Source organism: Streptococcus sp. A22, from assembly GCF_043674215.1.
GTDB lineage: Bacteria > Bacillota > Bacilli > Lactobacillales > Streptococcaceae > Streptococcus > Streptococcus suis_V.
Window position 1 is genome coordinate 42585 of the sequence record NZ_JBIMJQ010000012.1, and the last position, 15442, is coordinate 58026.

The 15442-nt window shown below is 45.6% G+C and carries 15 protein-coding genes; 6 read left to right on the forward strand and 9 right to left on the reverse strand.

What is annotated here, in order from left to right:
* Positions 1-60: 60 nt before the first annotated feature.
* The 3 genes from ACHBHN_RS06440 (at position 61) to ACHBHN_RS06450 (ending at position 2195) form a co-directional block, all read left to right on the forward strand.
* Positions 61-1017 carry a glutathione S-transferase family protein gene (locus ACHBHN_RS06440; RefSeq protein WP_105122816.1) on the forward strand — a complete coding sequence of 319 codons (957 nt, stop codon included), beginning with the start codon at positions 61-63 and terminating at the stop codon, positions 1015-1017.
* Between the two features lie 72 nt (positions 1018-1089).
* A complete protein-coding gene (locus tag ACHBHN_RS06445) occupies positions 1090-1236 on the forward strand; it encodes a hypothetical protein (protein ID WP_238140732.1) in 147 nt (48 codons plus the stop codon).
* Positions 1237-1241: 5 nt separating this feature from the next.
* Positions 1242-2195 carry a low temperature requirement protein A gene (locus tag ACHBHN_RS06450; RefSeq protein WP_238140731.1) on the forward strand — a complete coding sequence of 318 codons (954 nt, stop codon included), beginning with the start codon at positions 1242-1244 and terminating at the stop codon, positions 2193-2195.
* Positions 2196-2232: 37 nt separating this feature from the next.
* On the opposite strand, the gene ACHBHN_RS06455 is transcribed toward ACHBHN_RS06450, so the two are convergent.
* On the reverse strand, positions 2233-2937 hold the full coding sequence (locus ACHBHN_RS06455) for a glucosamine-6-phosphate deaminase (protein WP_105122815.1): 705 nt from the start codon (positions 2935-2937) through the stop codon (positions 2233-2235).
* A gap of 131 nt (positions 2938-3068) precedes the next feature.
* Here ACHBHN_RS06455 and ACHBHN_RS06460 point away from each other — a divergent pair, with 131 nt between their 5' ends.
* Genes ACHBHN_RS06460 through ACHBHN_RS06470 form a run of 3 tightly spaced genes read left to right on the forward strand, consistent with a single transcriptional unit; the run spans position 3069 to position 4775 of the window.
* Entirely contained in the window at positions 3069-3239 is a 171-nt protein-coding gene (locus tag ACHBHN_RS06460; RefSeq protein WP_162840655.1) for a hypothetical protein, read from the forward strand.
* A gap of 9 nt (positions 3240-3248) precedes the next feature.
* Entirely contained in the window at positions 3249-4277 is a 1029-nt protein-coding gene (gene queA, locus ACHBHN_RS06465; RefSeq protein WP_105122814.1) for a tRNA preQ1(34) S-adenosylmethionine ribosyltransferase-isomerase QueA, read from the forward strand.
* Between the two features lie 27 nt (positions 4278-4304).
* Entirely contained in the window at positions 4305-4775 is a 471-nt protein-coding gene (locus ACHBHN_RS06470; protein ID WP_105122813.1) for an arginine repressor, read from the forward strand.
* Positions 4776-4852: 77 nt separating this feature from the next.
* Here the strand turns inward: ACHBHN_RS06470 and ACHBHN_RS06475 are convergent, their stop codons facing one another.
* The 8 genes from ACHBHN_RS06475 to arcA all read right to left on the reverse strand — a co-directional run bounded on the left by ACHBHN_RS06475 (position 4853) and on the right by arcA (position 15039).
* The gene (locus tag ACHBHN_RS06475; protein ID WP_105122812.1) at positions 4853-6469 is read right to left on the reverse strand and encodes a C69 family dipeptidase; all 1617 of its coding nucleotides are present in this window, start codon (positions 6467-6469) and stop codon (positions 4853-4855) included.
* A 134-nt stretch (positions 6470-6603) separates the two neighbouring features.
* A complete protein-coding gene (locus tag ACHBHN_RS06480) occupies positions 6604-7950 on the reverse strand; it encodes a dipeptidase (protein WP_105122811.1) in 1347 nt (448 codons plus the stop codon).
* 65 nt (positions 7951-8015) lie between these two features.
* Positions 8016-9518, reverse strand: a complete 1503-nt coding sequence (locus tag ACHBHN_RS06485; protein ID WP_105122810.1) for a YfcC family protein — start codon at positions 9516-9518, stop codon at positions 8016-8018.
* Positions 9519-9833: 315 nt separating this feature from the next.
* Entirely contained in the window at positions 9834-10955 is a 1122-nt protein-coding gene (locus ACHBHN_RS06490; RefSeq protein WP_105122809.1) for an aminotransferase, read from the reverse strand.
* A gap of 139 nt (positions 10956-11094) precedes the next feature.
* On the reverse strand, positions 11095-12042 hold the full coding sequence (gene arcC / locus ACHBHN_RS06495) for a carbamate kinase (protein ID WP_105122808.1): 948 nt from the start codon (positions 12040-12042) through the stop codon (positions 11095-11097).
* 171 nt (positions 12043-12213) lie between these two features.
* Entirely contained in the window at positions 12214-13227 is a 1014-nt protein-coding gene (argF, locus tag ACHBHN_RS06500) for an ornithine carbamoyltransferase (RefSeq protein WP_105122807.1), read from the reverse strand.
* A gap of 134 nt (positions 13228-13361) precedes the next feature.
* Positions 13362-13808, reverse strand: a complete 447-nt coding sequence (locus ACHBHN_RS06505) for a GNAT family N-acetyltransferase (protein WP_394732604.1) — start codon at positions 13806-13808, stop codon at positions 13362-13364.
* Position 13809: 1 nt separating this feature from the next.
* Positions 13810-15039, reverse strand: a complete 1230-nt coding sequence (arcA, locus tag ACHBHN_RS06510) for an arginine deiminase (protein ID WP_394733812.1) — start codon at positions 15037-15039, stop codon at positions 13810-13812.
* Positions 15040-15442 lie beyond the last annotated feature (403 nt).

Below are 15442 nucleotides of genomic sequence, written 5' to 3' on the forward strand. Positions count from 1 at the left end.
TACAAAGGGAATCCAATCATCCTATTGGATTTCCCATTTTTTCAGTAAGGGAGAAAATTCATGGGACTTTTACAAGATGGAAAATGGGTAGATCAGTGGTATGATACCAAGTCTACAGGTGGCAAGTTTGTTCGTACAGTCACACAATTTCGCAACTGGATTACACCTGATGGTCAGGCTGGTCCGACAGGAAAAGCTGGTTTCAAGGCTGAGTCTGGTCGCTACCACCTCTATATTTCTCTGGCTTGTCCTTGGGCTAGTCGGACCTTGATTATGCGTAAATTGAAGGGCTTGGAAGACCATATTTCCCTGTCTGTCGTTCATCCACTCATGTTAGAAAATGGCTGGACCTTTGAAGATGGACCTGGCGTTATCAAGGATCCCCTCTTTAACAGCGACTATCTCTATCAGGTCTATTTGAAGGCTGATCTGCATTACACTGGCCGTGTGACAGTGCCTGTTCTTTGGGATAAAATATCCAACACCATCGTCAGCAATGAGTCTGCTGAGATTATGCGGATGTTCAATACTGCCTTCAATGACATTACGGGCAATCATGATGATTATTATCCAGCAGACTTGCAGGCTGAGATTGATGCCATGAATGACTTTGTCTATCCAAACATCAACAACGGCGTTTACAAGGCAGGCTTTTCAACCAATCAAGCAGTCTATGAAAAAGAAGTCAAAAATCTCTTTGCTGCCTTGGAGAAATTGGAAGAACATTTAGTAGATAAGGACTATCTAGTTGGCAATCAATTAACCGAGGCTGACCTGCGTCTCTTTACCACCTTGGTGCGATTTGACCCTGTATACTTTGGACATTTCAAATGCAATATCAAGGCCTTGGTGGACTATCCAAACTTGTGGGATTATACCAAGCGGATTTACAACCATGCTGGTATCGCAGAAACGGTTGACTTTAACCATATCAAACAGCACTATTACGGTAGCCACAAGACCATCAATCCAACAGGCATTGTCCCTGTCGGACCTGATTTGGACTGGACACTATAAGATATAAAGGGAGATGATATCCTCCCTTTTCGTATGGTATAATAGTTCAGATTCTTTTAAAAGGAGATTGACATGTCTGAAATTATCGCAAAACGCGTATCCAACTATGAATTATTTTATGATTTGGTCTTTGTCCTGGCCACTTCTTCACTGACTGGACTCTTGCACGGTGACCATATCGGTCTCAGGGAAATTCTACTTTTATCACTGCCAACCTGATTATTATGACCTTGTGGATTAATGAGACGATTTACCTCAACAAATATGGTGAACGGGATTTGTTGGATATTAACACGATTATTGCGTCCATGTTTGTGGTGGGACAACTGTCTCTAACCTTTAGCCATGATTTTGAAGCGACCGCCCTACCATTTACCATCTTTTTGACCCTGTCATATTCGATACTTTGCTTGCAGTACTACCTTCGTGGTCGGAAAATCGGTTTTACGGCAGATATAAAAAATAGTCTCTATATATTTGGGATTTATGTGCTGGTATTTTTCTTGACTTCGGTAGCTATTTACTTTAATTTCTGGACCTATGATGAAAAGAGCCTCTTGCTTTTATATCTCCCGTATATTATTTCCTATTTCTTCAAGGACAAACTCAGTCACGATGCTATGAACTTTCCTCACATCGTTGAACGGTGTCAGTTGATTACCATTATTACCTTTGGTGAAACGGTCATTGCGATTTTGAAGAATTATCCGATTCAGACGCATCTGCTCACTAGTGTTCTCTTCTTCTTGGCAATGGCGTTCTCCTTTATGTTTTACATTTCGCAAACCTATCTCAATATCAATCACCATCAAAAGACAAATGTAGCCACCTTACTCTATGCCCATATGGTACTGGTTTTAGGCCTCAACTTTTTTACAGTTGCTGTGGAGGTTTTACCGGGTGAGCACGCTAGTTTGGGTTTGCCTTTCCTACTCATTGGTTACTTCCTCTACTATCTAGGAATCCTAATGACCAGTCGCTACAACCAAGACCTTTATCGACTGAATAAAATGGTTTGGCTTCAATATGCCATTCTGGTATTCAGCACCATCATTCTTCTGATAGCCTTCCACCACTATCTAACCTTGATTGCCGCTATACTGGTTGCTAGTTCATTTATGATGCTCGTCATCTCTTTCCGCCACCGCAATCGTGTAGAAGCTGACCTTGAATCCTAAAAAACCGACTGCCAAAAATGGTAGTCGGTTTTGTCTGTTATGCTAATTTACTGGCTGCTGCCTGGTCCACGATGAGGACTACATCCTCGTGGTTCTGAAGGACGCTGGCAGGGACATCTGTGGTCACTGGCCCTTCCACTGTTGCCTTGATGGCGTCGGCTTTTTCAGGTCCATAGGCCATGAGGACAATGGTTTTTGCCGCCATGATGTTAGCAATCCCCATGGAAATAGCCTGTTTTGGCACTTCCTCAATGGTCTCAAAGAAGCGACTGTTGGCCTCGATGGTCGAAGGAGCCAAATCAACCAAGTGAGTCTGACCGTCAAAGGGCGCCCCTGGTTCATTGAAGCCGATGTGGCCGTTGCGACCGATACCCAGGATTTGAAAATCGATGGGTTTGTCTGCCAAAATTTGATTGTAGCGGGCTGTTTCAGCTGCCGCATCCTCAGCCAATCCATTTGGCAGGTAGGACTGCTTGAAGGGTTTGCTATTGAAGAGTTGTTCCTTCATAAAATAGATATAGGACTGATTACTTTCCTCGCCTAGCCCGACATATTCGTCCAGATTGACCGAGATCAGGTCAGAAAAGTCCAGGTCGCTCTCGCGGATGAGTTTGTAAAATTCCAGAGGACTGGAACCTGTTGCCAAACCGAGGACCTTGGCACCGCCGGCTAATTTTTCTTTTAATAAATTGAAGGCCAAAGCTGCGCCTTCTGCTTGATTTTGGACTACATGAACTTTCATGGTAACCTCCTTTTTGGTATAGACCGTTTTCCTAATTTTATTATATGGTATATACCAATTTTTGTCAAGTCATCTTGCTTACAATTCCCATCCTGCTAGCCTATTCCCCCTAAAAATGCTATAATGAAGGTATGTTAAAAGATTTACTCATTCTATTTTTTCTGGGAAATATCCTCTGTCTGATTGGGTATTTTGTGAAAAATCAAGTCCTGCTCAAGCGTATTCTCTATGGGATTGGTGGACTATTGATTGCATCACCATTTTTAGTTCTAGCCTACTTTTTATACGCTATTTTTTTGTAAGGAGTTGATATGAAAACAACAGATTTTGATTTTGAATTACCCGAAGAGCTAATTGCTCAAGTCCCTCTTGAAAAACGGGACAGCTCCCGCCTGCTCATCCTGGATAGGGAAAAACAGACCATGGTGGACAGCCATTTTGACCACATCATCGACCAGCTCAATCCCGGCGATGCCCTGGTTATGAACAATACCCGTGTCCTACCGGCCCGTCTCCACGGCTTTAAGCCTGAGACTGGTGGTCATGTGGAATTTTTGCTCCTGAAAAATACCCAGGGTGACCAGTGGGAAGTTCTTGCTAAGCCAGCTAAGCGGCTCAAGGTCGGTGCTACTGTCGCCTTTGGAGACGGCAGATTGACCGCAACAGTGACCCAGGAATTGGAACACGGTGGTCGCATCGTCGAATTTGCCTACGAGGGCATTTTCCTAGAAGTCTTAGAAAGCCTGGGAGAAATGCCACTTCCGCCCTATATCCATGAGACCCTAGAAGACCGCGACCGCTACCAGACCGTCTATGCCAAGGAAAATGGCTCCGCGGCGGCACCGACAGCTGGTCTCCATTTCACAGAAGAATTGCTCCAAAAAATCGAGGCCAAGGGTGTCAAGCTAGTCTATCTGACCCTCCATGTGGGATTGGGAACCTTTAGACCAGTATCAGCTGATAATCTGGATGAGCATGAGATGCACTCAGAATTCTATACCTTGACGGCCGAGGCTGCAACGATACTCAACCAGGTCAAGGCTGCTGGCGGACGCATTGTCGCTGTCGGCACCACCTCGATTCGCACCCTTGAAACCATCGGCAATAAATTTGACGGCCGACTGGAAGCTGACTCTGGCTGGACCAATATTTTCATCAAGCCCGGCTACCAGTTCCGCATTGTCGATGCCTTTTCTACCAACTTCCACCTACCCAAATCAACCCTGGTCATGCTGGTATCTGCCTTTGCCGGCCGGGAATTTGTCTTGGAAGCTTATAAACACGCCGTAGACCACCAATACCGCTTCTTCAGTTTTGGCGATGCCATGTTTATCCAATAAGGATTGCACTGTATAAAGGAGTTTGCAATGAATAAGATTGAAAGTCGGCACCAACTCATCCTCTCCCTGGTCCTGGAAAAGAAAATCCACACCCAACAGGAGTTACAAGATTTGCTAGAGACCAACGGTGTGACGGTCACCCAGTCCACCCTGTCGCGCGATATCAAACAGCTCAATCTTGTTAAGGTCAATGAAGCAAACTCCGCCCACTATATCATCAATCCGATAGCGCCATCTCGGTGGGAAAAGCGGCTCCGCCTCTATATGGAGGACGCTCTGGTCGTTTTGAAACCCGTGCAACACCAGGTGGTTCTGAAGACCCTACCTGGTCTGGCCGGAACCTTTGGCTCTATCCTAGATGCCATGGAAATTCCTGAAATCATTGCAACCGTCTGCGGAGACGATGTTTGCCTGATTATCTGTCAGGACGAGGAAGCAGCGCTGGCCTGCTTTGAAGAGCTCAAGCACTACACGCCACCCTTCTTCTTTTCCAAGTAAGTGACAAAAACTCCTAGTTCCAAGTGAGCTAGGAGTTTCTTTTATAAGATACCTATTTCAGACTAGTTCAAAATAGATTATTTTGTATTTTTCTTTTTGAACAAATAAACTGCGCTGGCAACTGCAGCAAGGCCCAGTAGGGCGTAAGGAAGGACATTCATAGAAGATGATTTTTCCTCACTGGTCTCTTCTTTTTTCTCAGGCGCTGCTTCTGCTTCTAGAGTAGCGACACGCGCCTCCAAGTCCTTCTCAATCTCTTTCAGACGGGCAAAGGTTGTTTCCGCCCGCTTGATACTGGTTTCAGTGGCGTGCTTGCTTGCCTCTTCAGGATTTTCAGCTACTAGGGAAATGATTTCCTGGTTCAATACATCCTGTTCCTTGATCCAGTCCGCTTCCAGACTCTTGACTTGGTCAATGACTTCCGTACCAAATTCATCTGGATATTGAGCCACCATATCGTTGATATGAGAAATTACCCAGTACCAAGAATCCGCACTGTATTCTGTGCTGGTGTCCTGATAGGCCTTATAGGTGTCTGTGATATTACCAAAATACGGTAGATAAGGTGCATTGCGCGGACTTCCCATGGCTAACCACATCACTCCACCACCGACTTCTACAGGCAATTCATCCTTGAGCTGGAAGATATGGGCCTCCATGACATTTTCATTAGAAATCGGATAGGCATAGCCATCGATAGCATTCTTATTCTCAGGCTTGCCCTTACCGTCCAATTCCATTTGGTCCAGAGGTTTCAAATCCAAGCCTTCAAAACGGTTTCGCTGCAAGGCCATAGCATCTTCCAAGCCCAATTTTTTATCCGTCGTGTGCAATAATTCATAGTAATCATCTTCGTAGGTCACCTTGGAATCCGGGTCCAATGACTTGATGCCTGAAAATGACCGCGAACGGTTGGCATCTGATAGCGGTGGATTGTAGGATTGGGCAATATGAAACTGACCGTCCACTTCCTTGTAGGTACCTGCTTCTTCCGCCAAACCTTTGACATTGTCAGAAGTAATCACGCCCTCCTTATCCGAAAAATCAATATGACCTAGATAGAAGGTATTTGGAAAGACAGCAAACTTATCTGCTGGGAATTTGATTGCTACATACTGGTGACCAGACAAGATTTCCATATACCAGATGCCTTCCTTGTCCGCAAAGAGGACAATATTCCCTTCTGCTGAGCCCTTTTCAGTCACAATTTTTGCGACCAGGTCTACAGCTTCACGGGCCGTTTTAGCATATTGGAGAACAATACTGGTCATGGAAGATTCTGCCAATCCATCTTCTACATAGGGATCCAATTTTAGAATATCATCATTTGCCGTTGCAGAAACGGTCGCTGAAATGGACAGGCCATGTTCATTAAAACCAGCCTCGTCGTAGACACCGTACTCCGGAGTAACATCGGGTACCGCTGTGTATTTGTGAGATACTGCTGGCAAAGGATAGGTAAAACCATTAGACTGGTCTTCCCACTTGGCCCCTTGCTCATTTTCCGTCCGTGGATAAACGCGGAAGGTCTTATTGTGATTTGGTTCCAGGTCTTCTGTCCGTCCATAAAGCCAGGAACCATCTGTGGTCAGGTCCTTACCGATGACAAAACCCGTGCAGGCTGACACGATTGGCTGACCAATCCATAGACTACTGCACAAAAGCAACAGTATAGCCGATAACTTTTTCTTCATGATTTCCTCCATTCTGAAATCAGTGCAAAAAATAACCTGTATCCACATAGAGCCAGCAGACACAGGTTTTGATAAGAACACAATTTGGAAGTGGAATTCCAATCAGCTACTAGAAGCTGATACCTTTCCAACTTCTATTGATCAGAACCTGCTAGGCGATAGACCGCCTCAGCATAGATGTCCATGGTCTTATACAAGTCTCCCAGGGGCATTCGTTCATTTTCTTGATGCTCAGTTTGTGGCGTTGATGGGAAGCAAGCCCCAAAGGCCACACAATTTGGCATGGTCCGAGCGAAGGTTGCTCCTCCAGATGAGATGGGCTGACTGTCTAAATCACCTGTTTTTTCCTGATAAACAGCCATCAGCGTAGTCACTAGCTGGCTGTCCAGAGGGACATAAAGGGATGGGAGATAGTCAAATTCCTCATAGGTCAAACCCAAAGCTGCTGCCTTAACAGACAGAGTCTCCACCAGCTGGTCCTTATCTGCCAGGACTGGAATGCGAATATCCAGACGAATTTCAGACCGGTGGGAATCGATGGTCAGACCCGCAATATTGAAACTCAGAGCACCAGACGGCTCATCACTTACATCTCCAAATAAGCCCTGAGCCGTCGCGTCCTCTCCAATCGTATTGGCAATGAAGTCCAAAGCTGGGTGCTGCTCAAACTTATCCAGAGCCTTGGCCAAGCGCACAATGGCATTGACACCCTGGGCCGCATCCTTGGCGTGTTTGGACAGACCGAGTACGACAACCCTGTCGTCATCCATTTCATAATCAAAGCCCAATTGCTTCAACTCAGCAATAACGCTGTCCAGGAGATGGCCAGAATAGCAAGCCTTAGCCGGTACGACATTGTAGGCCGTCCCAGCCTCCAGGTGCAAATCTCCCTGACCTGGACCATGGAGTTTGGCCTGCAAGAGCCCCTTTTCAGCATAGGTTAGCGGGAAGGATGAATCCGGTGCAAAGCCCATTGTGGCCTCTTCTTCCAGCTGATTGTAGCGATGGAGACAACGCCAGAGCGTTTCCTCATCCGTTCCGAAGATAAAACGCACACGTTTGGTAAAGGTCACACCAGCATCCATCAGGGCCTTGACCGCAAAGAGCGCAGCCATGGATGGTCCCTTGTCATCCTGCACCCCCCGCCCAATCATGAGACCGTCCTTTATCACAGCCTCAAAAGGGGGCGTCTTCCACTTGGTCAGGTCACCAGCCGGCACCACATCCAAATGACAGAGAATGGCTAAAAGTTCCTGACCCTGCCCCACCTCAGCATAGCCGTAATAACCTGCCGGGTCCAGATAGGTTGAAAAGCCTAGCTGACGACAGAAGTCCAGGGTAAATTCTAAGGCATCCTGAATCGGTTGACCAAATGGTGTCTTGGTTTGATGTTCTTGTAAAATAGAGGGGAAGGCGACCAAATCTTGAATGGCCGCTAGACAAGCCTGCTTGTCTTCCTCTCTGATAAAATTCCTTGTCACCTCAATACCTCCATTCTATCCGATAGTCGGAAAACATTCATGGGTAGTTGGCTATATTGCCTAGTCTAAAAGAAGGTTGCTACTGCCAGAATGAGGATGGAAGCCACAATGATAGCGGCAATCAATTTACCAACGTATTTGTACCAGATACCAATTTCGATACGTCCTAGAGCCAGGGCACCCATTACAATACCAGATGTCGGTGCTACCAGGTTAAGGACACCAGACGCTGCCTGGAAGGCTGTGATAATCAAGCTAGCAGGCACATTGACAAATTCGCCCAAAGGAGCCATGATACCCATAGAAGCTCCTGCCAAACCTGAAGTTGATGGAATCAAGAAGGACATTGGCAGATAGAAGAGATAGGTCAGGATGATAAAGACTTGAGGAGATAGGCCTTGCAGACCAACTTCACCCCAGTTGAGGATGGTAGCTGTAATCATACCATCGTTCATAATGACCTGGATACCACGCGCCACCGCACAAATCAAGGCAACGCTGAGCAGGTCGGCTGCACCATTCAAGAAGGATTTGACCAGGCGTTCTTCTTCCATTCCGTAGACAACACCAATCATAACACCGGCTACACCAAAGAGCATAGCACCTTCTGGGAAGTACCACCATCCAAATGGATAGGTCGTAATCCCCACAATTTGACCAAGAACTGGAATGGAAATCAGCCATTCTTTGATATCTGTAAAGAAATTCACGCCCAAGTCTTCCCAAGGAATGAAACTCAAAATCATGAAGACAAAGGTTAGGAAGAAGAGGATCAGCACGCGTTTTTGGGCAGGTGTCAAGGTATTATTGACCTCACGGTCGGCATTAACATTGAAATGCTCCATGTCTGCTTCACGCTGGTTGTAGACCAGTGATTTGGTAGGATCCTTTTTCACTTTTTCCGCATAAGATGCCACAAAGAACATGCCTAAACCGAGGATAACGATGAAAAATACAATCCGCCAGATCATACCATCTGCGATGGAAACCCCTGCTGCCGCTGATGCCACACCAGTCGCAAATGGGTTGACCGTTGAAGCCAAACAGCCAATCTGTGAACCCAAGAGGATAATGGCAACACCAGTCAGACTATCATAGCCAACCGCCATCATAACCGGAATTAACAGAGGGAAGAAGGCCATGGTTTCCTCACCCATACCATAGGTCGAACCACCCAGGGCAAAGAGGAACATAAGGATGTAAATCAACCATTTTTCACGGCCCTTGAAGTGCTTCACGATAGAGGCAATCCCTACGTCCAGCGCTCCAGTTTCATTCACAACTCCCAGGAAAGCCCCCACCATCAAGATGAAGAAGGAGACATTAATGGCAGCTGATGTTGCTCCGTGGCCCAGCATAGCCCGAACCGGAGCCATAAAGACATCCCAAATACCCTGCGGATTTGAGTCCACAGCTTCATAGGTGCCTGTGATAAAGTTTCCCGCATCATCAACCTGATATTGACCCGCAGGAATAATCCAGGTCATCACTGCCATCGCGGCAATAATGAGCATGAGTATAGTGTAAGATGAAGGCATTTTAAAGCCTTTTTTTACTTTTTCGCTCATGGCAAAAAACCTCCTAATATATTTTTACATGATTGTTTTTCACAGGAAAAACACTTAGAAGCTCTATTCACAAGCAAGGAACATTTAGACCAGAAAGTTTTTCTTATCAAGATAATTTCTTCAAGAATACAAGATATTCTGAAAAAACTAGGATGATTGACAGAAAACCAGTCATAGCCAAATGCACTGCTCTGTGAATACAGATTCCTACATACAAATACACAGGCTGGAACAATCTTAGACTTAGAAAATAGATTTCTAAGCTAATCGCCAAGCCTTTTATCAAAAGAGGTTTGAGCAAGTAAATGAATAAAGTTAATCCAGGTCGTCAAACTGACGCAGGAAGGCAGACAGGCGCTTTAAGCCTTCTTGGAGAATCGACCGATGGGTACAATAGCCCAGTCGCGCATAGCCCGGCATATCAAAGCGATTGCCCGGTACCAGCAAGACCCCCTCCTCCTGCAAGATACGGAGGCAGAAACTCTCCGTATCTTCTGGAATATCCAATCGAATAAAGGAAGTTGATACCTGTTTTGGAAAGACCAGTTGCACATGGGGCTCATGTTCTACCCAATCCTGGAGAATCCGCAGATTGCCTTCTACCAGACGGCGATTGCGCTCCAGGATGGCTGCCTTATTTTTCAATACATGAGTCGCCAAGGCATCATCAATCACACCAGCACAAATCATGGTGTAATCTCGATATTTGCGAAACAAATCCGACAATTCCTTGTTGGCTGCCACCCAACCGACCCGAATCCCAGGAATGGAATAGGTCTTAGACAGGCTATTGGTCGAAATGCCCTTTTCGTACAAATCAACGATGGCAGGCACATCCATCCCTTCTTCCAAGGGTTGATAGACCTCATCTGACAAGATATAGGCACCCACACTCCGAGCCAGTTCAACCACTTTCTCCAAAAATTCCCTAGTCATAACAGATCCCGTCGGATTGTTGGCATTATTGATACAAATCATCTTGGTATTTGGCCGAAGGAGGGACTTCAAGTCCTCCAAGTCAGGCAACCAATCACGCTTCTCATCAATCCGCCACAAGTCTACCTCCGCCCCAAAAGAACGAGGAATATCATACAACTGTTGGTAGGACGGATAGAGAGAAATCACATGATCTCCTGGCTGGATCAAGGCGTAGATGGCCAAGTGGTTGGCCCCTGTCGCACCATTGGTTTGAAGAATCGAGTCGACACTGACTGTCTCGTATAACTTGGCAACTTCTTCCTTAAAGGCAGGTGAACCTTCTATCCAGCCGTAGTTCATCTTGGCTTGCAATAAATCCCCCATTACCGCCTGGCCATCTCCCAAAGCCAAGACCTCTTCCAAGGTCATTGAAGCAATCGAACTACCTGCAATATCATATTTGGCTTGAGTTTCCCACTCATTGAGCCATTCTTCTACACCAAAGGCTTGAATGTCCATCTTTCTTCCCCTTTTCTCTATCCAGAAGCTCGGACAAGCAGGTCCGATTTCCAGAATCAATCCTTGTTATTATAACATAGTCCGAAATCAAGTCCTCACAATTACCCTTGGCTAGGCTCTCTTCCTTTTCATTTACTGCTTAACTTTTGACAATGATGGTGCCACTTTCTGATTCAATCAAGGCACCGAGATTTTCAAGAGAGGTGATAACTGCTTGGGAGCTTGGCTTATGATTGACAAAGGCAATCGTCGCCTCTACCTTAGGCAGCATAGAACCTGGTGCAAATTGGCCTTGTTTGATGTATTCTTCCAATTCTGCCACCGTCACGCGCTCCAACTTCTCTTGATTTGGTTTGTTAAAGTTGACATAGACATAGTCCACACCTGTCAGGACGATAAAGAGATCTGCATCGACCAGTTCAGCCAGACATTGAGAGGCAAAATCCTTATCAATAACAGCCTCTACCCCTGTCAAGGTGCCATCAGCCTCCTCAATGACCGGAATACCACCGCCACCTGCAGCAATAATCACTTCCCCTGCATCCAAGAGGGTACGGATGGTGCCGATTTCCTTGATACCAATTGGTTTTGGTGAGGCAACGACCTTGCGCCAACCACGACCAGCATCTTCCTTAAAGGTTGCTCCTGTTTTTTCCGCTTCAGCCTTGGCTTCCTCTTCTGTATAGAAGGGACCGATTGGCTTGGTCAGATTCTCAAAAGCAGGGTCTGCCTTGTCAACAATGACCTGGGTCACTACTGAAGCGACATCCTTCTTAATGCCTTCCTTGACCAACTCATTTTCCAGGGCATTTTGCAACCAAAAGCCGATAGAGCCTTCGGTCATGGCCACCAGGCTATCCAGTGGAAAGGCAGGGTTTTTCTCAGAATCAGCCGCCAAATTTTGCAACAGCAGATTGCCTACCTGCGGACCATTTCCGTGTGTGATGATTAAGTCATCACCATTTTTTATCAACTTAACCAGGTGCTTGGCTGTGTCAACCAAGGCCTGCTTCTGTGCTTGGGCTGATGGATCGGATGATAGAATGGCATTTCCACCCAAAGCCACGACAATTTTACGATTTGCCATAGAGCAAGATCACTCCTCTCTTTTATTCAGGAAACCGTTTCCACGATTCTCTTAAAGGGAGGACTGACTCGTCAAAAGCCAGCCCACCCACTGCTGCTGTCATTTCATCAACCTACTTCTCAACCTCCAATATCTCGGAGATTGGCAAGCAAGCAATTTTATACTTCTATATTACACTCTTGGCACAAATGGATCACCCAAGGTCGCAGCCATGACTGCTTTGATTGTGTGCATGCGGTTTTCAGCCTGGTCAAAATGACGAGCGTATTTGCTGCGGAAAACTTCGTCTGTCACTTCCATTTCTTCTACGCCAAATTTCTCAGCCACATCCTTGCCATAAACGGTATTGGTATCGTGGAAGGCAGGCAAGCAATGCAAGAAGATGAGATTTTCGTTGCCAGCTCTTTTCACCAAATCCATATTAACTTGGTAAGGTTTGAGCATTTTCACCCGTTCTTCAAACTTAGCTTCTTCACCCATAGACACCCAAACGTCCGTATAAAGGACATCTGCGCCCTTAACTGCTTCGTCCGCATCATCCGTAATCAGGATACGCGCGCCACTTTCCTTGGCAAATCCTTGCGCCAATTCCACGACTGTTTCATCTGGGAAAAGTTCTTTTGGTGAGAAAATATGCACATTAACACCCAGAATAGCACCAGTCACCAAGAGAGAATTAGCAACGTTATTGCGGCCATCGCCACAGTAAACCAAAGTCACGCCTTCCAACTTACCGAAGTTTTCCTTGACGGTCAAATAATCGGCCAACATCTGTGTTGGATGCCAAGCATCGGTCAAGCCATTCCAGACAGGTACGCCAGAGAATTCTGCCAATTCTTCGACCATTTTTTGGCTAAAGCCACGGAATTCAATCCCGTCAAACATCCGGCCCAAAACTTTTGCGGTGTCCTCAGTTGACTCTTTCTTGCCCAATTGAATGTCGTTGGCACCCAGATATTCTGGATGAGCACCCAGGTCAATGGAAGCTACTGTAAAGGCCGCACGGGTACGAGTGGACGTTTTTTCAAACAAGAGAGCAATATTTTTCCCTTCCAAATAACGATGCGGAATATTGCGCTGTTTCAAATCCTTCAAGTGTGCCGCAAAATCAATCAACCATTCCAATTCTGCACGTGTAAAATCTTTTTCTGCTAGGAAATGTCTTCCTTTGAAAATATTTGTCATTTATCTTTCCTCTTCTAAAAAGCTGTATTCACAAGTGAGGTAAATGTAGATAAGAGATAGTTTTTTGCTGGAATACTGGCTGTATTTCGTAAAAAACTAGCCTTAGCTCAGGTGCCGAGCTGTGAATATAGATTCTAATCATTGTCTAATCGTTTTGACAGGGTCTGGCACCATTCCCCATCTTCCTGGTAAAGCTCTGAACTGGCCACATATCCCAAAGACTCATAAAAGGTCTTAGCCATCAGCTCCGAATGGATATCCAAGTGGTGAATACCTGCCTCTCTGGCATAGTCTTCCAGGGCCATGATGATACTTCTAGCATAGCCCTTACCCCAATGACTGGCCAAGGTAGCAATCCGTGTCAACCGTGCTCTCCCTGAACCTATTGGAAGAAAGCGACCAGTTGAGACAGGTTCTTCACCAATCAAGAGATTCGCATAGACACGTCCTTCTTGATCATGGCCATCAAATTCATCTTCGAGATGAATCGAGCGCTCCAGGACAAAAACTTGGAATCGTACATAGATGGAACATGCCCGTTCCCAGGCCTGCGAGCCGACCACAAGTTTTTCATTCTTCATCTTAAATATCTTCCCGCTCAAACGGCATTGACATACAACGTGGACCACCACGACCACGAACCAATTCACTACCGCTGACCTTAATCAAGCGAAGTCCCTTGGATTCCAAAATCGCATTGGTGATGGTATTACGCTTGTAAACAACAACCACACCAGGTGCCACAGTCAAGGTATTGGAACCATCATTCCATTGCTCACGACCAGCAGCAACCAGGTCACCGCCACCGCAACGAATCAAATCAACCTTCTCAAGACCCAGATTGCTTGCCAATACTTCCGCTAAATCACCATGCTCTTCTTCGATGTGCAGGGTTTCATTTTCATAAGTCACAGAAAAGACACGCAGGGTTCCTTCAATCTCAGGGTGAATGGTAAATTTATCATAGTCCACCATGGTGAAGACCGTATCCAGGTGCATGAACTTACGGCTATTGGCAAATTCAAAGGCAATCACTTTCTTGAAGCCAACGCCACGTTCAAAGATATTGATGAGCAGTTTTTCAATCGAAGCCGCATCTGTCCGCTGAGAAATACCAACCGCCAACAAGTCTTTAGACAAGACAAGCTCGTCACCACCCTCGATACGAGTGGTTTCATCACGATTGTAAACCAATGGCACCTTACCTGCATAGTCAGGATGGTAGGTGAAAATATATTTTCCATAAAGCGTTTCACGGTTACGAGTCTCCGCATACATGTGATTAAGAGACACTGCATTACCAATAGTCGCAAATGGGTCACGAGTGAAATAAAGGTTTGGCATTGGGTCAATGGCAAATGGATAGCTGGATTCTACCAAGTCTGTCAAACCAGTTTCTTCCTCAGGCATCGCTGGCACTTCACACTTCTGCACACCTGCCATGGTCTTTTCAATCAACTCACGATTGTCCTCAATCGCCAAGAGCATCTTGCGAATGGCTTTTTTGGTTGCACGTCCGCGGATATTTGCTTCATTCAGGTATTCATCAATGAATTGTTCCTTAACTTCTTGGCTAATCAAGGATTCCGCTGCCAATTGCTCCAGATAGAGAACCTCTACTCCTTCATCGCGCAGGGCTTGAGCAAAAGCATCGTGCTCCTTCTGAGCTTCCTCTAAGAATGGAATATCATCGAAGAGGAAGCGCTCCAAATAGTCCGGCATCAAGTTTTCAAGTTCCTTACCTGGCCGGTGCAACATAACTTTTTTCAGTTTACCAATCTCTGAAAAAACGTGAATTGGATGTGTAGACATCTCAGTACCTCCTATTGTATATTTTTTTCTTTGTGGCAAGGTTGAGTAAGTATTTCCTCGCCTGTTCACCTATACTTTATCAAAGAAAGCGGATACAATCATGAAGTTTTTAGCAATCAATATGAGAGGAATTTCTCATTTTCAGGAGACATGGTAGATTTTTATGCAAAAATGCGGCCAAATAATCAATATTTCTACTATTTTAGCGATTTAATCAATATTTATTTTTTCCCGCGTTGTAAAATGAAATGCAACAAAAAAGACATGTTCGTCTGATATACTAGAATTCCCCAACTCAGTATAGAAAGCAAATGAACATGTCCAATACTCATTCTACCAGAAACTCATCCTATTCTCATCTCTCAGCCACAGAACGTGGTGAAATTGCTGCTTATCTTAAAAT